This is a genomic window from Crocosphaera sp., from assembly GCF_030064895.1.
Taxonomy (GTDB): domain Bacteria; phylum Cyanobacteriota; class Cyanobacteriia; order Cyanobacteriales; family Microcystaceae; genus Crocosphaera.
This window is the reverse complement of sequence record NZ_JASJEB010000018.1, coordinates 22853-45571: the sequence shown is the minus strand read 5'-3', so window position 1 is coordinate 45571 and position 22719 is coordinate 22853. Positions and strand designations below refer to the sequence as shown.

Sequence of the window (22719 nt, the reverse complement as noted above, 5' to 3'; positions counted from 1 at the left end):
AAGGTGTCTGTAATGGTGACGTTTCCTGTGACCCCTAGTTCGGCTTCATGGGAGTCACTTCCAATAGCTACATTACCTTCCTTAATGGCTAAGTTGGTACTTTTATCTACTGCTAAGGTGTCTGTAATGGTGACGTTTCCTGTGACCCCTAGTTCGGCTTCATGGGAGTCACTTCCAATAGCTACATTACCTTCCTTAATGGCTAAGTTGGTACTTTTATCTACTGCTAAGGTATCTGCAATGGTGACGTTTTCTGTTACTTCTAGTTTGGCGTTAATGGTAACCTTCCCATTTATTTTCCCGCCATTTTCCTTATCAAAGCTATTTTGTAGAGAAGGAAATTTCATCCGTTTATCTAAGATTTTATTTTTTTGTTTAGGTCCCTCAAAACTACCTTTTTGATTGATTGTTACTAACCCTAAAAGTGCATAATTATGTGTAATACCGCGCGGTGACTGAGATATGGGTCTAGCTGGTTCTCCGTTGTCATTCGGCCATTCAATATCATTCGTTGCTGTTCTGGCTGGAATTAACCAATAGTCTCCCGTTTTATAAGCTAAATCTGAAGAAAATTTTACTTTAATTCCTCCTTCTAAATCTATCCATTCTTGAGATTTAATCTCTATCTCATTACTATCCCAACGTCTCACCTTCGTCAAATTTTTACTAATCGTAGGAGTTGGATTACTAAACTCAATTTTTGTCCCTGAAATCACTCTATTTATCAGGGCTAATACCCCTGGAATTCCCTTTAACTCTTGTTCTTCGTTAGTCATTTCAATCCACTGTTGTCCAGGTTGAGAAGAACTCCAAGTATCGTCACTAGATGGTTTAATATCAATAGTATTTCCTTCAATTTTTCCTACAATTGAACTAGCAATACTACCGTTTTCTCGTGACCATTTAAAGGTTGGTGATGTCTCATCTCCTATCGTTCCAGATTGATGGATTTCGACGCGATATAATTGATTTTCTAACCGTTGATACCCTGTTCTAGCATTATCGCAAAGTAAGGCACAAGCATTCATTTTTGCTTCAGTAAATCGACTGTGATTATTGCTAACAAATTCTTTCCAAATTTTGTCACTATTTTCTTCTAATTCATCTCTTTCCTGGCCAACATTACTGTTATACTGAGTCAACAAATCTGCAAATTTTCTCTGTTCATCACTATTTATTAACTCATTGAACTTATTCTTCAAAGATGAAAGTTTTTCTTCTGTTACTTTTTTCTGTGACTCCGTTAATTCTGTTAACTTATCAACAAGCTTATTTTTAGCTCCTTTTTTATCTTTTGTTAATTTTAATTCATCAATAAAATCTCTAAGATTTTTCGCTCCTTCTTGGCTAACATTACTGTTATACTGAGTCAATAATTTTTCAAATTCCCTCTGTTTATCAGTCTTTGTCAACTCATTAAACTTATTTTTAAAATCTGCTTCTGTTATTTTTTCCTGTGACTCTGTTGACTCTGTTAATTCTGTTAACTCATCAACAAGTTTCTTTTTAGCTTCTTTTTTATCTTCTGTTACTTGTATTTGATTGACAAAATTTAATAACTGTTTTTTTGCTGCTTCATGAATATTTAGCAGTTTTAATTGCCAAACCGTTTTGCTGCGAGTGGTGGTATCAGGAAGACTTAAAGCAATTTCACGCAGGGAATTATCTTCAATGGTGGTAATATGACGTTCCCAAACATCAATATAAGCGAAGTAAAGTCCTGATGATAAGTTAGAAGGAGGATGAGGATTGAAATAATCGGGTTGGGTTTTATAAGTAGATAAACGACGTAGTTTAATTATTTTTTTAGCAATTCCCTCATTAGTTTTTAATGTTAATGTCCGTTTTGCTCTGTCAACAGTTTCGATTTGATAACGTTTTCCTTCCTCATCTTCTAACCATTGTTTTTCCTCAATGTCCCTTCCATCAATGACCAAACTGGAGACTTCCAGTTGGAGTTTTTCTGTTTCTGGTTGACTTTCTTTTATTGTCGCGGGGAAAAGTGTTCCTAATTCCAGTTCACACAGTGTTCCTCTAATATAAAGATGACCGGGTCTAATTTGTATATCTTTTCCTTGGTCAATAATAGTTAATTTAAAGCTATTGGATTTACGTTCTTGTGTTTCTGGGTTATAACTAGGAACTCCATTCTCAGAACCCAAAGATGCTAAGATTTGTGCGCGTCGTAGATGGTTGTCAATGTCAACTTGTTCATTCCAATCAGCATCCAATTGTAAGCGTCCCTGCTGCATACGAACGCTGGTATAGTGCTTTTTGGGGTCAAATGTTAATCGGGTGATGTCGCCTTTCATTGCTGGTATGTTAAGTAATATAGAAGGTTCCTACTTGTAAGCCAAAAGGTAAATATTCTTTAAGAGTAGCTTGCAAATTTTGTTCTTTTTGGGGTTGTTTCAGGGAGTAAAATGCCCCCATTTCCGCCCCATCTTCTCCACCGTTTCGGATTTCTATCGCACAGTTTTGACTAAGTTGAGCATAACCAGGATCACCATAAAATGAAGAGGTGAAATTAGGTTGTAAACTGGCCATTATTGTCAGTTTTTGCTCTACGTTGGTCAGTCCCTGATTCATAGAAAACCAATTTTGGCCATTCTCTTGAGAGTACATAATATCGCCAGCTGCTGTTCCTAAAAATAAGTTTCCTCCGGTTTCATCAACTTTGTTTAAAACAGTAATGGCGATTCCTTTGAGATCCAAATTTAGTTTTTCCCAAGCAGTTCCACCTTGAAGGTATCTAAAGAGTTTGCCGTCATCAGTTGCAGCAAAAATTAACTCATAATTTTTATATTCTTGGTTTATTATATCCTCTTGAATTACTGTTTGTAGAATAAGTTTTGTGTCAGATTTAATTTGAGTAATAATACCTAAGTCTTCTCCATCTTGAAAGAATTTAGCCCCTGGTTTCAGTCCTTCTTGTTTAAAAAATGTATTCTGTCCAGTCACAATGTTCTCTTGAATGGAAATTCGACTTTTTATTTGAGATGAGACCATTGCTGTAATGTTTAGATGGGTTAAGTTTTCATTCATTTCTACCCACTTATTTTGATTATCATTGTAGTAAAATACACCTCCTTTTTGAGTCCCAGCCAATAGTTGCTTTTGAGAATTAACAATTAAAACGGTAATGTGTAAGTCTAGTAATCCTGTATTAAATGGACTCCAGGTTTTGTTGTTTTCTTCGTCAATATAGATAAATACTCCCTTTTCTTGAGTCCCTGCTAACAGTTGTCCTTGAGCATTAATGGCTAAACTGGTAACATTGAGATCGTCTAATCCTTCTGTTATGGATTGCCATTTTTTCCCTAGAGTCTGGTTATTCTGTTGATCTTTAGTATATGTCCAAACTCCTTGACCAGTAGTAGCAGCCCAAATATTGTTCTGATAAGTTAATAGGGCAGAAATAGGGGTATTATTTCCTTCTAAATTATTTTCTGTCCAGTCTATATTATTATTGAGTTGAGACTGGTATATTTTACCTTCTATGGTTCCAATCAATAGCGTTGTTGTTTCTTCTTGAGTATAGGAAGTTATTGCTGTGATATAAAAATCAGGAAGATTTTCACTAATATTATTCCATTGTTTGCCTTGATTAAAAGAATTAAACAATCCATTTCCTAAAGTTCCAGCGAAGATAAAAGGAATTTCAAATATAGCTGCATTTTCTTCATCTATCGGAGGAACAAGAGGTTGATTAATGGTTAACCCGGTTTCACTTTCTATATTACGAATTGTTCTCATTTCTTTTTCGTTAGTTTGATTCTTTCTCACGATATTGATTTCATATTCTTCTTTTAATTCTCTTTGAAAACTCGTCTCACTGCCAATAATTTTATTACTATTTTGAGGATCATTATAAATAGTGCCGATGCCTATTTTTTTGCCAATTGCCAAACAAGTAATCTTTTGAGCTAAATTATCTGAGTCTAATTGTTCCTTAAACGTAAGATCCGGTTGACATCGATAACGTAGAGGTGTATCAGAGGTTCCACTAACATAAGAAAAACGAATACATCCTGTTTGTTTTCTAAGAACCCTTAAGGTTTGACTAAAAATACTATTACTTGCTTCTATGGTTTTAACTGTAGTGCTTCCTAATAGGGTACTATTATAAATATCACTATGAACTCCTTCAGCTAAAAGACAAATTCCACCGGTTTCAGGTTCACTTTTATCCCTGAAATTTTTATAGTCAATAATACTATTTTGAATAGTTAATTTTGGTACGGTATCTGCTAAGAAAATAGCTCCACAAATACTCCGTTCTATAATGATTTCCAAATGAATATTATCATGTTCGAGCGGTAGAAACATTGATGCACCCCCATCCAATTCTAGTTGCTCATCGTCTCTTGTTCTGCTCTCTCCTAAAAAAGTCTGTTCTATGAGGGTAAATAGGGACTGTAATTGTTGACAATAGAGTTGGAAAATTTCTGAAAATCTATAGGGAGAATGATAATTATTTTGTCCTAAATAACGAGAAATCCACTGATAAATAAAAGTCAGAAAAGATATCACTAAACCGATGAGATTGAAGGGGTCGATTTTATTTTCTTCGGGTTCTTGAAATAATTGAAATCTGGATTGCACCTTTAACTGACTATTAGCAGGAACTAAAGTGCAATGACGAATCTGTAAACGTCCTAAATTGCCCGAGCGCACAATCATATTCCCTTCAATTAAAAGACCCTCAAAACAAAGTTCTCCTGCTTGATGGTCTTCTCCTTTAGCAGTCCCTCGAATATAAATTTTACCCTGTAAATGAGGACGTTGGCCGTTGTCAGCAATAATGGTCAGTCGGTTTTTCCTGGGAATAATAATCTCATAGTCCCCTTCATAGGTGTGACTATCTTTAATAACAATTGTCTCTTTATAAATGTCTTTATATATGTGATTGCTATCAATAATTTGGGGAACAATACCGATATTAGGAGAGGTTTCACTCACAAAGTTTAAGGGAAGACCTTGTTCTTTTTCTGAGGAAATAAATAAGGTTAGGGTTTGACCTGGGTACTCACTTAAGTCCAGTCGGCAAGGGTTTTCTAATTTAATTTCTCTTACTTCTGATTCAACTTCGGTTTCTGAAGCGTCACTCAGTTTATCTGAACTTATTGTAACTGTTCCTGGACTAATTTCAACGATCGCCCCTGGAGATGGAATCCGTGTTACTTCTAATCCTTCAATGGTCACTAGCTCTAAATTTTGCCGCTTGTGAACCTCAATTTCCAGTGGAGCAATGGGGTTAAATTGAGCTAACTCAATATAATCGCGACGATTATCTTTTTTAATCTCGTCAATCTCATCTGGAGTCACTAATTCGATCTGCCATCGACTGGTGAGAAGGGTATTGATTTGTAAGAGGATGAGAGAGAGATTCTCCTTGTTCTCTAAATAGGGTTTAAAATTCAGAATCAAACTCTGATTAAGGGTCATTTTTCTACCCTTTTTATCGATCGCTAACCCTGGAGTCACCATTGCTTCGAGTGTATTAGCCATCATCTTGACCTCTAAACCCCAAACAATTCCTGGTGTAAAGTTAAAGTCTCGCTCAACCGTTTCGAGTTCTTGGAGTTGTTGAAACCGTGAGTCAATGGTCAACTGGACCAGAGGAATGCAATAACGTTTTAAAGCATCGATCGCCGTTTCCCGAACGAATTCAATGGAGATTTTTTGTTGCTCAGATTGATAAAAAATGACTAAAAAACCCGTGTTTCCAGGATAATCAGCGATGGTATCCCTCAGCGTTTCTAAGGTCATTGTCAAATTTTCACTGAGGGTAATAATTCGTCCCAAACCATCGATCGCTTGACCGGAAGTTACGACGATTTGCTGGTTACCCCCATCCTTAATGACAGAAAGTCCTCTAATAACACCAGAGGAAAACATTTCCCGTTCATGGTTACGCTGACTAATACCCCTGATGGTCACATCAACAATAGGAATATTGGTCTTGTTTTCTATTCCCGGCAAAACCTGTGCTTTTTGGTTCCAGGTTTCAATGGCCATAGCGAGAGGGTTAGAGTCCACTGAATTAACGTGATCTACTTCAAAGATCGGGTCGTCATCAGGGATTTGACGAGGATAGGGTCCCCCACCGAGATCATCACTAAACCCATAGGAGTAACTGACTTCCACTTGTTGGGGATAAGGGGGATCGAGAAATTTAATACGGCCCAAAGTCGGATCAACTGCAACCACTGGTGTCGGAATCGGAGGATCTCCTGGAAGACGATCTCTTTGAAGATTGGGCATTTCCCAGGTTTTCTCCTTATCTAAAGAACAGATCAAGATGGTTTCTGGGGCAATGGGATCAACTTGGCCGTTAATAAAAATCTCTAGAATAGGATCACTATCAAAATAACGAACTCCTTCGGGATACTTTCCTTCCCAGAGTAACTGTCGTCGTCGCCTCAGTTCCTTGGCTAAAGGAAGAATGGATAAAGGATCAGGTACATTGATCTCTTGCGTTAGGGTAGCAAGATTGGTTTCTGTTTGCGGTTGGTTAAACAGAGGAATATCGTCGTAACCTAAGGGGTTAAATGTATAGCGATCTGGGGTAATTTTTCGGGGGGTAATTTTGTTGAGGGGATAGCTTTGTAACCGCCAGACGAATAAACCAATCTGAGAAATGTTATAACGACCGCCATTACTGGGAGAACGAATATCGACGGAATAAGCAGCTTGAGACTCAAAGGGGGTGCCGATAGTTTGTACATAGTTATCGGCCCGTAAATTAACTAAGGTATTCTGAGTCACGACGTGATTAAGGTTTTGACTGGTCAATATTAAGCGACCAAACTCCACAGCGTGCGATCGCCATCCGGTCACGTCTTTGGCTAACTGTTCGAGAACCGCTATTGTTCCTTTGCGTCTTCTATAAGCGAGGGTATTAGCCACCAAAGCGCGCCACTCTCGTTGTCCGTAGCTTGTTTGATCCAAATCATTGAGGGTTTGGTTGTAGACTTCTCTGACATCCAGCAGATCGGCAATATAGGGTACAATCCAGTCGTCACAAGTTTCAATGAACCAGTTCTGGTAAAGATGCCCAATATCGTTCTCAACAATGTCTAATTCAGCTTCGATGACCCCTAATAAAGCCCGTAGGGGTTCTTTTTCGTCTGCATCTCGCAGTCGGTAAATAGCGGGTAAAAGTTTATAGAGGCGATCGCGGGGGGTAGTCATAAATGTAAGTACCTCGACAAAAATAAAGGTTACAGTTGAGAAGAGGCAGGAGGCAGGAGGCAGGAGGCAGGAGTAGGGCTACAGTCATGTTTACATAAGTTAATGCAATGGTGTTTACTTATGTCTGACTACTTAAAATGGAGGATTTTAGCGAAAATTTGGTTTTAAAACCATTGACATCAATCTCCAAAATCAGAAAGTTACGGTCAATAACAATGAATTTGGGACATTACATTTCGTTAACTGATTCTGCAATAGTTAAGGATTATATTTGTTGCGTTTCTTTCCTCAACCCAACCTATAGGCGATCGCACTGCTTGCTATTTTTGCAGCGAGTGAGCGAGATGCTCAAATTCCTATTATAGCAGTCGCCAAAGCTATTAGGACATTTTTCTGTTCCCTGTTCCCTGTTCCCTGTTCCCTTAAAATATAATTTATGTGTCCTAACTAGCCTGTCTATTGCTATACCTTAATTTTAGCTGAGTAGGGTGTGTTAGGAACAGGGTAATGTAGATACAATTAAGGGTTTTTATGGGGTAATTTGATAAATTTTCAGCAAAAGAAGCCATTAATTCCGTTTGTTACATTTCATTAACGCAGCCGACAAGAGCTAAGGATTATATTTGTTGGGTTTCGTTCCTCAACCCAACCTACAGGCGATCGCACTATTTAAAAGGATTAATAATAGTAAGTTTTTTATCAACAATTAAGCCATCTTGCATATCTTCTGAATATAGAATATTGACACCCGCTGATAATGCACAAGAGACAATTAAACTATCCCAAAATGAAACATGATATTGAGTGCGAAGATTTGATCCAGTTTCCAGAATGTTAAAATTGAATGCAATAACTTGATATTTACGATAAAACGAAGCAACTAAATTCAAGATCATTTGTTCATCAATTTTATGCTTTCTTAGCAAATTACGACAAACCTCATTGATGACTTGTGTGCTAATAATGATGTGTTTCTCTTTTATTAATTGTTTTGCTAATAATCTTTTTGTTTCTTCTTTTTTATCTGTTGAGAAACCATAAAGCCAAATGTTAGAATCAACAAAACAGAGATGATTATGGGTTTCTTTCATAAATATCTTCCCGTTTCATAAATTCTAAATTATCAACATGAATCGGATTTTCTAATAAGTATTCAATCATATCAATCTCAGGGTCATTTTTCTTAGTTTGGTTTTTGACTTTCAACGCTTCTACCATAGCTTGTATCTCTTTTATTTGCTCTGGTTTTAATCCTTCAACATTAATATTTTTTATCATAATCAATCATGATAATGTTTGACTTTATTGTATCATAACTCTGGTGCTTTACATTTCATTAACGCAGCCGACAAGAGCTAAGGATTATATTTGTTGGGTTTCGTCCCCTCAACCCAACCTACAGGCGATCGCACTGTTTACCTTAGCATCACAGTAGGGTGGGTTAGACGGCTATAATTCAGGCTATCACAGGAATATAACTCTGTCGTAACCCACCGACCATTCAACATCATAATCGAAAATTTACATATTTATGGATATAATAATTGATTTGGTGCGTTACAAAAGAGAGCGCACTTTAAAAGCTTCCTGAGAAGTCAAATTACGTTTTCCACTTAATATATCTAAAATGATTTGTTCTTGGTCAAATATTCCTAAAAAATCTTGTATGGTTAGATTATAGTCTTCCATTAATGATTGTAATAATTCTCCATCTGTTAATTGAGGAAATTGTTCACTTTTCTCTTCATAATCATAAACCAAAAGCCCTAGAACTCTTAGATAATCTTGATCATCTTGATTAATATCTTTTTTATCTAATAGTTTATTTATTCTTTGTTGAGTTGCATTTAATTCATCTTCATTGGTGATAGGACGAGGTGCAAATTCTGTGATTAACTTAAGATAATAGGGGCTATTAATTGTTAAACCAGTTGTCATTTTTCCAGTTCTCCTTATCATAATCTGCATGGGTTAAAACAGCACGAATAAAGATTATTTGTGCTTGGTAATCAATATAAGTAATTAAACGATAATTATTTCCACTAATATTAAAAACAGTAAAGTTACTGACTTGATCAGCAGAGGAAAACATCTGACGCAGTTGAGCAAAGTTTTTAATGAATGTTTTCGTAACTCTCTCATACCATAATAATAAACTATTTCTAGCTTTTGAATGTCTTTCCCAAAATTCTCGTAAACTCCTCCTACTAATTACCCGCATGGTTTTAAAATCAAAGTATATCTATTAATCATAATAGTTCAAAGGATTATATTCACATTATATTTGTTGGGTTTCGTTCCTCAACCCAACCTACAGGCGATCACACTCACCCACAAGCGACCGCACTGCGTTTTAATGCAGTTGAGATTTTGTTATGGTCTACTCAGATAAACTCAACAGTCAGTCCTTTAGCTAGTTGAGATATTAGGTTATTCACCAATTCTATATCTATATTAAACAATCTCATTTCTGCCCTACTGACAATTATCTTACTGACGTCTTTTCGTAAGTCGATGTCCTGATGTATTTGTACGTCAAAATAAGTATCAGCAGGTGTATACACTTTACCTTCAAGTAGTTTGAGTTTTACTGGAAACATATACTGTTCAGTTTTGGCTAAAGTCCAAATTAAATCCTCTACTCCTGAGCTAGATAAAGGATATGCCTTATCGGTCTCAAAGGTATCTCCGCATGTAAATGTAGCGTTGTTTTTTACATCATCTTTAAAAATCATATGGCTGAGACCATAGTCATTTCGAGCTGCTGCGCCATATTTATATCCATGAAAATTAAGAGCTGCGTATCTCGGCCGTACTCTCGAATCAACATTCTCAGCTAAACCGAAAAGTTCCTTTTCCTTGGATATGCGTTGCTTGTTCAGTTCTCCTTTTATGTTTTGGGAGGTATAATTGGATCGTTCTAGTATTTCAAAAGCATTTAACATTTGGGGGGAAGTGTATTTAAATAAGGTGTCAAGAGCAAAGTTGTTGGTTAATTTGGCTTGGAGAATTTTCTCAGCTAAGGGTTTTATTTGATCGTACTGCTTCTTTTCCCGGTGATTCAGATTATCTGAAGATGTCGTAGTTTTGCTTTTATCTGTGAAGGATTTAAGAATTTCTTTCCGTTTTTCATTCACTTGTTCGTCTTTTTTGTCTTTTTCGTCTTTTTCGTCTTTTGTTAATTCGGATTTGTCTACTTTAGGCATATCACCAAAGGAGAGTGTTTTTTCTTGATATTTTAAAATTTTCTTAATAAATTCTTGCCAAATCTCGGTGGTACTAGGTAAGTAAAAATGGGGAATATCAGATACTGATAGTTTTTTGATTAAACTGTCAGGAATATTGTTTAGGTCTATTTCAAGTTTTTCGAGTGCTGTTATAAAATTTTTAAATACAGGTTCACCAAAGAAACTTTCAAGTTTTGATTTTGCCTCTTCTTTTGTGACACATTGGACTACGGTTGATTCTAATGAGCTATTTGCTTGATAAACTTGATCTTCACCTTTTTTTCTAAGTTGTAGGGTTTTCTTATCAGGATCTTTTTGCAGATTTTCTTTTATTTCATGTAGCTCTTCACTGGAGTAATAAGTATAGTCATCACCCTCGGGATAGAACATATTCATGTTTCCACTCCCTTTTTCATAAGTCACAGTATTGTTCTCTGGATCAAATTCTGTTTCATCGTCATCTGCTTCAAGTGTAATATTATACCCTACAGTCATACCTGCAACAGTGTTATTCTTACTGAACACAGCGCCGCCACCTTCTTCTGTCACTACGTTTTTAATGTCATCCTCAAGACCTAATATTACCTTCTGTGCATTACTATTTACATCTGATTGTTTTGTGCCTTTAGGCCAAAAAGAGTTGACTTTTTTTATGTTTTCATCTTTAAAAGAAAATTCTTTATAAGTATGTCGGTTAACAAAATGGTTATTAGCATGTTCTGATATATGAACCTTGATATCACCATTTTTAATATCAACTGTGGATACATTCATGTTTTCGTCACCGCTGTCTAAAGGGATAGTTTGATCATGTTCCCTCTTCCAAAGCTCCATTATCTCTTTGGAAACCTGCCGTTGAATGACAGTTGTGAGACGATTATCAATAAACCCAAAGTCTTGTTTTGTTTTAATTTTCTTCTGAGCAACTAAGTTAGCAACCGCTCTACTTTTATTTTCTTTCGGCTTCTCCACTGAGGCTGCTTTTGCCCCCATCATATCCGCCTCCCGTTCCAAAGCAGGGTTATCATTTATAGCCACGCCTTTGGCCTGCATCGTCGGTTTTACCCTTCCCTGCATCTGCTGAACAACGTGCCAAGTTTCATGGGGTAAATGTTTCTCTTGCCCAGATGCCACATGAATATCTGTGCCTTGAGTATAAGCATGAGCTTGTAACTGTGCTGGTTTCGGTGAATTATAATGAACCTTGACATCATCCAAAGAATATCCCGATAAATTTTCTACTCCGGTTTTGAGATTATCGGGTAATCCTGTTCGGTTGGGAGATATTTCTTTCTGTGTCTCGATACTGTCTGCATTTTCTCTCTTTTGTTGAATAATTCCTGTTTCTCGTTCTGAGTTATTATTCGTTTCCCCATTACTATTCTTAGCCTGTATAGGCGGTGTTGAGAGTCGTTGCTGTATCCTTTCTCTGATCAGGGCTGTAGGATCATGTTTGACGTGGGAATAATCCGCAAAAGGTAATTTCATACTCCCCTCTGATTTATCCCCTAAATTCCTATTTAACGTTGGTTCCTTATTATCTGTTCCCCCAATGTTTGACTTGGCCTGGATCGTTGCCATTGACAGTCGTTGCTTCACCCTGTCTCGTCTGTGGGCAGAGAGATCCTGTGTAATATGGGAATAGTCTGCAAAAGGTAATTTCCCACTCCCCTCTGATTTATCCCCTAAATTTCTACTTAACGTCGGTTCCTTATGATCTGTTCCCCCAATGTTTGACTTACCCTGTATCTGTTGTGTTGATAGTCGTTGCTGTATCCTTTCTCTGATCAGGGCTGTAGGATCATGTTTGACGTGGGAATAATCTGTAAAAGGTAATTTCGCACTTCCCTCTGATTTATCCCCTAAATTCCTACTTAACCCGGGTCCTTTATAGACGGCAGGGCTATCCATTTCATTGTCAGTTTCAGACTTTTGATAAATTGATTTTCGCTGTAACCATCCTTTACTGGGGTGGTCTTCACTGCGAGAAGATTTTTGTTCAGGATGTAATCTTTGACGCACTTTCCTATACCTCTATTAAACTATACAAGGATACTAGCGGCCTTCATTAACAATTCTGTTTTTTTCTCTTGGTTATAACTTATCACTTATTGTTCCCCTCATTCTAATAAAAACTTAAGTAAAAATCAAATTTTCACAGAAACCATAAGCAGGAGTCAAAATTAGCTTAAAACGCCGTCAAAAGGAGGCAGTAGTTGAAAGGCAGAAGGCAGGAGATTTCTTGTTTGGAGGAAGCTTGTACTCCCACCAAACCCTTTTCCCCTTGAAAGGGGAGGCTTGTACCCAGAGGGGGAAGGGATGAAGAAAAACTCTCCTGCCTCCTGCCTCCTGCCCCCTGCCTTTCGAGGCAGAAGCCTCGGTCAAATTAATCGGATACCAGAGGGATTAATTAATAAAAGTTGGGCTGGTTTTGTTTGGTTGGTTCGGGGGTCATAATAAGCGAGGGAAGCAGATAAAGATTGATTTAGGACTTTACTGCGATCGCTTTGATAGAGGGCATTGAGATCCACAGCGATCACCCCTTCGACTTTCTGCATAGATGCAATGGCTTCGGCTGTGGTGACAGGTTGACCGAAGTTTCTCACAGGGAAGTCAAAGGTTTTGATTAAAGCGTCTCTGACTTTTGAGATAACTTGTTCTGGTTCATATTTGGGATCAAGGGTTAATTGCGCTTCAACATTAAATCTGATGGCTTGATAACTATCAATCATCACCGGTTGACGGGGATCTTTGGCTTGGTCAATGGCGGTCACTAAACTACTGTACAGTCTGGAGGTTTCGGGTACGGTTTCTCCAGTGTCGGTGGCGATGGTCAGGTGAACGATCTCTCTTCCCTGTTGCCAGATGGGTGTGGCGATCGCTTTACCAATACCAGTAAAACTGCGGGCGAAGTCTTCAAAGTCTTCTAAGGAGACGATGCGATCTAAAATACGTACGGTTGATGGGGCATTTTGACGAATTTGGGAGAGGGTTTCGGGATCGGTTCCTCCTGTTGCTTTTAAGGGGTTGATCACGTCGCCAACCGAAGGAGGGGTATTATTGAGAATACTGAGACTGTTAGCCCCAACGTTCCCATCTGACCCGATCCCTTGGCGATAGGTTGCGGTAATATTTTCAACGCCGGTGGGTAAGCGAGATCCTTTTTTACCATCTCCAAAGGTAACGTTCGTGGTTCCGTCGTCTTGGATACGAATGATGTAATTTTGATCATGGGGTTTGAGGGGATAGAGGGAGGGGACTTCTTGCCAGAGAACCCCGTTTATTCTCACTTCTAGGCTACTTTCTCTGCCACTGGGCGTGGGGGCGGAAATATAGGTTAAGGGGGGTTCTTGCAGCGTAAAGGTTTGGTTGGTGGCGTTTCCGTCTCCACTCCCTAGTATTTCTTCTACGGTTTCCCCATGAGTGGCTGGGACTACGTTACCATAAATGGTGACTGTTTGGGGGTCATAAGCGTTCTTGAGGGGGTCTTTTAAGATTAAGATAGGCAGTTGTTCGTCTTGGGGAGGAATGGCAATGGTGGCTATTTCGCTGACCCTTTCGCTGTCTTCGGGGGCGGGTAATAGGGTTATCTGGTTGAGGGTTAAGGGTTGGCTGGGTAATTCTGTGGTTAAATGGCCTTCAAACCCGTCTTTATTTCTGACTGTCCAGCGTTGATATGAGCGTTTTTCTTCCTGGTTGACCATGGGAAGGGGGGGGGTAAGAATTTCCACTGTGTCGTGACGTTGTATGGGGGTGGTTTGTAAGCGATCTGCGGCGATTAAAATACCGATTCCGCCGACGAAAATTGTGTTATTTTCGATTACGATGGTTTGGACATCTATATTGTCTAAGTTGTTGTTAAAGGGTATCCAGATATCTCCGTTATTATTGGACTGAAAAACGCCATCTTTAGCTGTTCCTACCCAAATGTTGCCTTGAGTATCCACCGTCAAGCAACGTATTTCGAGATCGGTTAAGTTAACGTTAATGGCTTCCCAATAATCGCCGTTATCTTGCGATCGAAATACTCCACTCCCTGATGTTCCTGCAAAGATGAGATTTTGATTAATAATAATCGTCTTTGTTTGGTTATTAATAGGTTGATTTTCATCTAACTCAAAAGGTTGTTCAACGGTTACGCTTTTTTCAGAGATTTGAGTAATCGTTTGAGTTTGTATTTTCCCATTGACGTGAAGGGTAAGGGTGTCACGCACTTTTAAGAGATTGGTAAATTGATTCTCTGTGTCTGTAATTGTGTTGTTATCTATAGATATTTTTGCTTTAATTTCTCTTGAACCTAGGGCAATTGCTGTAATACTCCTATTGGCTAATCCTGTATCAATTGTAAAGTTTTGATTAATTAAATCAGGTTGAAAGGGATTATCAATTGATAAAGTTGCTTCACTATTATCTATAGTAAAAACATTAGTAATGGTTCTAGTTTGTCCGGCTGCATTTATGGTATCTCCTGGTTTAATGTGTTGATTAAAATTACTTCCCCTCCAAGTCACTTGATTATTTTCACTTGATAGTCTTCCTTTTCCTTCCCTTGTTTCAATTATTTTTTCCCAACTATTTCCCTGATCTAAGGAACGAAATATTCCTTGTTGAGTTGTGCCTACAAATAAATGATAGTTGTCAGCTTGTTGTTTTTGAATAGCAATAGCTGTTACATCGGTGTCGTATAGTCCTAAAGAAGTCCATGTCTGTTCCTTATCTTTGAATTGGAATAAACCTCCTTCAAGAGTACCTACTAATAGTATATTCTCTTTCTCATTTTTAGTTTCGTTTAGGACAAGAATATTATTATAGATTAGTCCTGTCTCTTCTTTTATTTGTTGCCAACTATTTCCTTGATCTTCTGACTTAAATAGTCCTTCTGCTGTTCCTACGAAAATTATGTTATTATTATTTACCAATAATGCTTGAATTTCTTTATTTTCTAATTTATTCTCAATTTTTTTCCAGCTATCAATAGGTTCCCAACGATTACCATCATCTAAAGAATGAAAAATTCCTTGAGTGGTTCCTACTAATAGTTCTTTTTTACTTTCTTGTGAATTGATGACTAAGGACGTTACTTGAGAGTTGGTTAACCCAACATTACTTGGTTCCCAGGAAATGAGTTCTTCGTCAGTTCTTTGCTGATTTTGGGAACAAAATATCCCCCCAATATCTTGAATTTCAGCAGTCATATATTGACCACTAATAATGATAGTTTGATCTCTGTTTAAATTTTCTATAAATTCACTCAAAAATATATTTTTTGTTTGAGTAAATTCCTGTTTAACTGGTTCTAAAAAGGTTTCTTGTTGAATCGGATCAAGGAAAATGTCTTCTCCTCTTGCAACAATGGTTAATTTTTCGGGTGCTAATTCTAATGGTTCACTTTCGATTAAAATTTTGCTATTACGTCGATTAAATTTTTCAGGATTTTCAATAGGTTTATTGCTTTCTATTTCAGTAATTTCTAGACTTAAATTGAAACGATTTTCAAAAGGTTGAGAAATTTTATTAACTTTATGTTCTTCAAAATAATCATCATTCAATATAACAATCAAACTATCATTTAAAATCTGAGGATATAGGGTATCTAATTGTATCTTTTCAGGTTCAATTTCAAAGTTTGGCCATTCTTCTTGGAAAAACCCACTAAATCTAGTTCCGACAAAAAACTTATTTTGGTTTTGATCGAATTGCAAAGCAGTAATTGCTGTAGGAAATTTTTGCTGATTATCACCAGATTCAATTTTCTCGAACCTATTCTCATTATTTTGATAATAAAGACCTTGCTTTGCTGTTCCTACTACTAATTTTTTTGTTTCTGAATTGATAGCTAAAGCAGTAATTTTTTGAGGTTTATCAGAATTTATTTGTCCAATTTTTTCCCAAGAGTCTGTGTCATCAATTTGAGGAAATCTGTATATTTTTCTGTTCTTGGTTCCCAAATAAAGTTCATTTTTATTATCGTCAATTAAAATTGAAATATCTCGGTCATCCAAGTTATCTGAATCGATTCCTGTATTTTTCTCACTCCAATTAGGACTATTATTGGTGATATTTTTAAGCTCAAACACACCATTATCTGTTCCGGCAATGATTGACACAAAAAGACTGGAAACCTTTAATTCATTATCATTCTCAATATTTTCAACAATTCTAAAATGACCTGCTACTTCAATAATATCTCCCGATTCTATCTCTTCTTCAAACTTTGTATTAACATCTCCGTTAACTTTCTTTTTATCTTGATTATCTAGAGAAACTTTTGCAAAATCAAAGGTTGATAAAAGTATGACCAAAACTAAGAATAAATTAATTCGGTTAGTTTCTATCAAAAAAAGCAAAAATCTGAACTGAAAAACTACATATTTTGGCCTTCTTTTTAAATCTTTTTTATAAATAATCAATTCACTCTCTTCGACATTCTTTAACAAAGGATAATCTATTCTGATCGTGTTATTGTTAATCACTTCTTCAACTATTCTAAATTGTTTTTCTACTTCAATAATATCTCCTTTTTGGAGAGTATACCATTGTTGTAAAAGCATCACCCAAAGTAATAACAAACCAAGGTTTTCAGAACCTTTTAAAAAAGCTAATATGGAAAAATGGGCTTTTTTAATATTATCCTGTTCATTGGTTTCTAGGTTAATGATTATCTTATCTTGAGCATCTACAGAAAATCTCACGGTTTCTTCTTGTTTGTTATAAATTGAAAATTCACTATTTTCAAAATTCTTGCCGTAGAAAACAAGAGACCGAATAGCAGTTTCATTTGATAATAAATTGTTATTAAAAGAATACCAATTTTTTCCTCCATCAATTGAACGATAAACTCCATTATCTGTCCCTACAAAAATATAAATAACTCCATTCTCTTCGTAAGTTAAAAATGAGCGCACAACCGTATTAAAAATACTGGTATTCACCGCTCTAAATTCACCACCACTGTTAGGAACTGGTTCAACTCCGATAGTTCCTGTGGCAATTTCTGTCCAACTATTGCCATTATCTTTCGAGCGAAATGCACCTCCACCGGCAGTCCCATTCGATCCTCCAGCAAAGAGATGTCCTCGCTCATTAACATATAAAGTTTGAATATTTATATTGCTCAAACCATCATTAATTTCTACCCAGCGATCGCTTTCGGAAAAGAGACGAAAAATTCCTCGACTGGGTATAGCAACAAAGACATCACCCTCTTGATTAATCACCAGATCACTAATATCTAAATTGGGCAATCCTTGACCCACTAAATTAGATTTCCACTGATTATTATTCTGATTAATGGTTATCACACCCCCATCAATCTTGACTCCATTGACTTCAATTTCATCTTGATCCTGATCTGCTTCAATAGCACTGCGTTTATCTTCTGTACTAAGGGTATCCCATTGCGGTGCATTACTCCCAAAAAAAGAAGCTTCTCCGCGAAAAGCAAAGACTTGAGGTTGACGCAAAGGTTGCGTCAGGTTATCAAGTTTCGGAAAGGTTACTAAAGTATAGTTTTTATCACTATTGCTTTCCACACTGCTCAGTTTCAGCAGATAAACCCTCTCCTTCTCTTGCTTATCTAGTAATAATAAATAATCTCCTGCTTCGAGTTGAGTATCGATACCCGTTAGGTATAGTTGCGTTGTTTCAGGGGCGATGGTTTGGGGCCGAGTATCTCTGGGGGTGATGACATTCCATTGCACATATGCGGTAAAATCTTCGGTGGTTTCAAAGATTTGGGGTAACTCTTCTCCTTCGGGAACACTACTCACTGCTGTTCCCTTGGCTATCTGAGTGACAGTTGGGGAATCAGGTGCTTCTTCGACGGTAAAAGATAAATAGGTGCTTGCAACGACCCCTGGATTAAGTTCATAGCCGATCGCCCTGGCCAATTCTAACAGCGATCGCCGTTCTATTGCGGTACGCACATAACCTTCATTGACGATGCGTTCTTGATAAAAGGTCAAGACATCAGCCATGATTGCCCAAGCATCTAATAAGGCGATGGCTGCGTCATCTCTTGAACGAGTTGTGAACTGTAATAACGGCCGGGTTACGTCATCCTCCCCTTGAGATAATCGAGAGAGTAAACGCTCGAAAAATCGATTATAATCACTAATGCGATAGTTTATTTGGGATAAACCGGGTCGGTTCCTTGATAGTTTGGGAGTTGGATTATTGTCTTTCATAGTCCCCCCTCTAGGTTAAACTGTAGGGTGCCATTTTCAGGAACATTGGGATTATTGTCTAATTGCGCTATTTCCAGACGCTCAAATTGAATGTTGCCGGTTTCTAGAGGAAGGATTGAGGGTTGGTCTTGACGTTGAAAACGGGTTACTTTTACTGAGCGAACGCCGGTAACTTCCATTGCTCTAGCAATGAGTTGACTGAGGTAAACCGGTTGTCCGAAGGTGAAGCGATCGGGATGAAAAAAGCCTAATACTCCATCTTCCAAAATGCTATTGCTGAAGGTATCTAATAACGCTTCTTTCACGGAGTCCTGAAAATAGTCTGGTTCAATAGTGACAGTCATGGCAATATCGAGGGATACTAATAAAGGTTGTTCAATTTCGAGATTTTGGCCAGCAAGTCGAAAGGGTTCGAGGAAGGCCAATAAACCCTGTTCAAAGGCTTCGTCAATTCTTCGTCCTCCTTGACGGTCTACGCTGATAAAAATGGTGTGCCAGCTACCAGTCCAATGACGGGTTGCCAAAGCTTTTTGTACCCCTGGGTAGGTTTCGGTGATCTTCTCGTAATCTTTTTCGGTTACGGCTCGTTTTTGCTCTCGAAAGGCTTGGGGGGCGTATAATCTCACTTCTTCTATGGGTTCCGGTTCTTGCCCTCCTTGAGCCGGTAGAGGGTTACGCACTTCTAATTTTATTTTTTCTAATTCTTTGGGTAAGATTATGTTTTTTATGGCTTCGGCCCCCACATTGCCTTGAATACCGTTACCAATACGATACACTGCTTCTAGACGATCGTTCTGTTGGGGTTTCTTTCCTAACATCCCATCTCCAAAGCGTAGATAAGTTCGTCTATCTTCTTCTGTTTCTACGACAAACTCTCTGGCAAAGCGATCGCTGTTGAGCAAGTCGGGTTGAGGAGACCATTTCGGAAGGTTGGCTCTATTCGCTCTTTGGTCTTTGGTTTCCACTAAATAGATGGCGGGTCTAGCATCTCTTAATTCCCACTCCATGGCGTTTTTTGCGGGTGCTTTGGCATCAAATAATCCCCATCGTTGGCGATCGCTTAAATACACGCGGCCTTGATGGGTTAGGGGTTCTTCTTGTAACCGAGGTCGTTGTTGTGAGTCCCAACCTGGATTCTTCCATAGAGGTTCTGGTTGAGATAGGGTGCGTCCTGCATCGACTAAAACGACGTTTCCTCTGGCAATGTATATTTTTTCTTCTAATTTTCCTTGATCGTTGCGACGGGAGATAGGTACGTCGAAGGGTAACGCTTCTTGTTCATCCCATTCTATGGTAACCAATGCGGTGTCAAACAGAGGGTCATAACTGTGTGTTACTTGTGTTAAGCGTACCAGATGGGTTTGATTAAGCACTGGATTTAACTGGTTTTCTATGACTAAAACGCTTCCTTCTCGGAGGTCTTTATATAAGGTTCTCTGTTCATCTTTTAATGTGGCGGTTGTTGCACCTTTGGGTAATGAATAATCTTCGTTTCCCCAGGTATAAAACTCAATGGTGTTCAATGAATGATAGAGGGTGATATCGTGCATGGCTTCAAATACCTGCGCCCCTTCATTTAAAGCTGTTTGCAAGTCTTGCTCTTTTAAGTTCCCCTGCGGAAAAGAGGTTTGGGTTAAAAATTTAACCCCTGGACGATTTTCCTGCACTGAAGGACCTAATAACTTGATCTCGTCTTGGGAATTTTCGTTTAATTCAATGATCACCCAAGCTCTCGCGTTGCACCCTTCGTGTATGAAATAGTCTAGAAGGCGACTGTGACGACGGATAGAGATGCGCTTTCTTGCAGTCCCTAGATAGGCTTCTGTGGCCACTGCATCTTGATAATAACTTAGGCGATCGCCAATATAGGCGAAGAGTTCCACTAACATGATCCCTAGATCCGCTGGGTTGCGTTCTTGCCATTGAGGGATGGTTACGGCCAGGCGATCGAGCATCAAGGTGCGAAAGCTCTGATAATCTTTGGCTAAGTAATCAATGGTGGGGGGTGGAGGTTGTTTTTCGGCAATGGGAGGAACGTCTTGACAGTCAAACTCGCTAGTTGCTTTCCTTCTCAAGGAAAACTCAATTTGAGACAGTTGGGGATCAAACCCTTGGGGGGGTAAGGTTGAGGCGGTATTATTGACTAACCGAAGGCGATAAGTCCCTAGACTGCTAATATTTTTGACTCGAATAATGAGAAGATTGGCCAAGGTGTGGATCGATGAGATCCTAACGGTTTCTAAGGTCTTAACGTTGGTAATAACTAGATTTTGTTGCTTCAGAAGGTCTGCGGTAGTGGGTCTTTTTTCTTTGGGGTTGGGTTGGCTTAAATTGTGGATAAAGTGAACGAAAAGGGTTTGCCCATCTTCTCCTATTTCTACATAGTCTATCCCATTTAACAAGGGAACACCTTGTGCATCTCGCTTGTTTTTGAGGGCGACTTTTCGTTGTTGGGTTTGATCTCTCAAGACGACACCTCTCTGACAAATGCTGCCACTTTTTCTTCTTGGCTCCGTCGTACGATGTAACGAATGGTCACTTCTAGCCTCGATTCTACGTTCTGCACGTCAACGGCTTCGACTTGAATCAGTTCTCCTAACCATTGTTCTAACGCCCCTTGGACTAGAAATTGAGTCGTGGTGGCCAACTCTCCACTATTGGGGGCAAAGATGAGTTGGTATAACCCACTGCCAAAGTCGGGACGGTTGACCCGTTCACCTGATTCGGTGAACAATAATTGCTCAATCAATTGACGAATATGGGTATCTTGATTTTCAGTGCGGGCTACTCTTCCTCTGCCATCGATGCGAAAGGGATAGTTGATCTCTTCCATGATTACATCCCCTTAACCCGCGTTTGGGTCACTAGGATGTTGAGAGGAGTTCCGGTGGGAACGCAAATGGCTTTACTGTCCATCAGAAGCACCGGCATTCCCATCACTTTCACTCTTAAAGAAGCGAAAATCCAGTTACCGATGAGACAAGGTCCGACGTTGGCGGGAGGGGGTGGATTAACACAACCCGTGATCACATAGGGAGGGCCTTGAGTGGTGACGGGTAGTCCCATAACTTTGACGCGAGGATTCGGAACGGTGGCTTTGGCTTGTCCTCCGTGGGCGCAGATAACAGTAGAACCGGCATTGAGTAAAAAACCTGGCATAATTTACCTCGAAATCTTTCTAAAGGGATGTTTAGGTGACTTGTAAAGCCCCATTATTGATGTTGACTCCGGCTGGCGACAGTTTAATATTACCGATGGGATTGCTGAGTTCGATCCCCGTGGCGGCGATTTCCACCGTTGCTGGAGTGCTACTCAGTTCAATTCCCGATGTTGTTAATTTGGCGATGGCGGGATTGTTTTTCAGTTCGATCCCAGATGAGGTCTTGAGGGTTAGGGTGGCTGGGCTGCTTTGGAGTTCGATACTTTGATTGGTTAGGTTAATGGCAATATTGCTTTCTTTGAGGTGTATCTTGTCCTTGGCAATAATGATGGTGGAATTTGTCCCATTTTTGATTTCAATGGTTTCCGCCTTAAGGTTAACAGTGGTTTTGTTATTGTTGTTTATTTCAATCCCTTCTGAATTGAATACCATTTTTAGGGGTTTCTCTACAAGCGGGTTTTCCACTTCAATTGTTAAATTTTTATTATTATCTTGGTTACTAATGGTCAAGGTTGCCCCATCAGTTTTAAAGACTTGCACTTGCTCTGGTTTTCTCACCTGTGCTTTTTGGGGCAGTTCGTTCTCTCCCCAAAAACAGCCACTCCAGATGGGATAACGCACATCTCCTCCTTCAAATTCTACCCAGACATTGGTATCCACTGGCGGAATGGTAAAAAAGCCGATATCTTTACCGGCATAAGGGGTACAGGGCATGGCCCAAACACTCTTATTATCGGTGATGGCAGCGACTTTAACTTGAATACGACCCAGGTTCAACGGATCTTCCGTTTGGGTTACTTTGCCTCGATATTTGCCAAAGACTTGGTCTTGTTGATTTTGTGTCATTCTATTCAACATCCATAATCCACTATCCATTGTCAGTTATTTTCTCTACGAGAAAGCAAAAAAGTGATATTCTGTAACAAAACAGAATCAAGGTATAGGGATA

Annotated in this window: 12 protein-coding genes; all 12 read right to left on the bottom strand. The window is 38.6% G+C overall.

What is annotated here, in order from left to right; translation table 11 throughout:
* Positions 1–2312: DUF6519 domain-containing protein (locus QNJ66_RS07085; RefSeq protein WP_300504513.1), on the bottom strand; the 2312-nt coding region annotated here is incomplete at its 3' end.
* Positions 2313–2322: 10 nt separating this feature from the next.
* Positions 2323–7197: a hypothetical protein gene (locus QNJ66_RS07080; RefSeq protein WP_300504510.1), complete on the bottom strand. Its 4875-nt coding sequence runs from the start codon at positions 7195–7197 to the stop codon at positions 2323–2325.
* 665 nt (positions 7198–7862) lie between these two features.
* The gene (locus QNJ66_RS07075; protein ID WP_300504507.1) at positions 7863–8288 is read right to left on the bottom strand and encodes a PIN domain-containing protein; all 426 of its coding nucleotides are present in this window, start codon (positions 8286–8288) and stop codon (positions 7863–7865) included.
* Complete coding sequence (locus QNJ66_RS07070) at positions 8272–8475, bottom strand: hypothetical protein (protein ID WP_300504504.1); 204 nt, start codon at positions 8473–8475, stop codon at positions 8272–8274. The genes QNJ66_RS07075 and QNJ66_RS07070 overlap by 17 nt, the downstream gene beginning before the upstream one ends.
* A gap of 279 nt (positions 8476–8754) precedes the next feature.
* Entirely contained in the window at positions 8755–9135 is a 381-nt protein-coding gene (locus QNJ66_RS07065; protein ID WP_300504502.1) for a transcriptional regulator, read from the bottom strand.
* Positions 9113–9418: a type II toxin-antitoxin system HigB family toxin gene (locus QNJ66_RS07060; protein WP_300504499.1), complete on the bottom strand. Its 306-nt coding sequence runs from the start codon at positions 9416–9418 to the stop codon at positions 9113–9115. Before QNJ66_RS07060 ends, QNJ66_RS07065 begins: the two co-directional genes overlap by 23 nt.
* 163 nt (positions 9419–9581) lie before the next feature.
* Entirely contained in the window at positions 9582–12446 is a 2865-nt protein-coding gene (locus tag QNJ66_RS07055) for a DUF4157 domain-containing protein (protein WP_300504496.1), read from the bottom strand.
* A 359-nt stretch (positions 12447–12805) separates the two neighbouring features.
* A complete protein-coding gene (locus QNJ66_RS07050; protein ID WP_300504494.1) occupies positions 12806–18610 on the bottom strand; it encodes a putative baseplate assembly protein in 5805 nt (1934 codons plus the stop codon).
* Positions 18607–21078, bottom strand: a complete 2472-nt coding sequence (locus QNJ66_RS07045; protein ID WP_300504491.1) for a putative baseplate assembly protein — start codon at positions 21076–21078, stop codon at positions 18607–18609. The genes QNJ66_RS07050 and QNJ66_RS07045 overlap by 4 nt, the downstream gene beginning before the upstream one ends.
* Complete coding sequence (locus QNJ66_RS07040) at positions 21075–21443, bottom strand: GPW/gp25 family protein (protein ID WP_300504488.1); 369 nt, start codon at positions 21441–21443, stop codon at positions 21075–21077. Before QNJ66_RS07040 ends, QNJ66_RS07045 begins: the two co-directional genes overlap by 4 nt.
* A 2-nt stretch (positions 21444–21445) precedes the next feature.
* Complete coding sequence (locus QNJ66_RS07035; RefSeq protein ID WP_300504485.1) at positions 21446–21769, bottom strand: hypothetical protein; 324 nt, start codon at positions 21767–21769, stop codon at positions 21446–21448.
* Positions 21770–21800: 31 nt separating this feature from the next.
* The gene (locus tag QNJ66_RS07030; protein WP_300504482.1) at positions 21801–22646 is read right to left on the bottom strand and encodes a phage baseplate assembly protein V; all 846 of its coding nucleotides are present in this window, start codon (positions 22644–22646) and stop codon (positions 21801–21803) included.
* Positions 22647–22719: the final 73 nt, after the last annotated feature.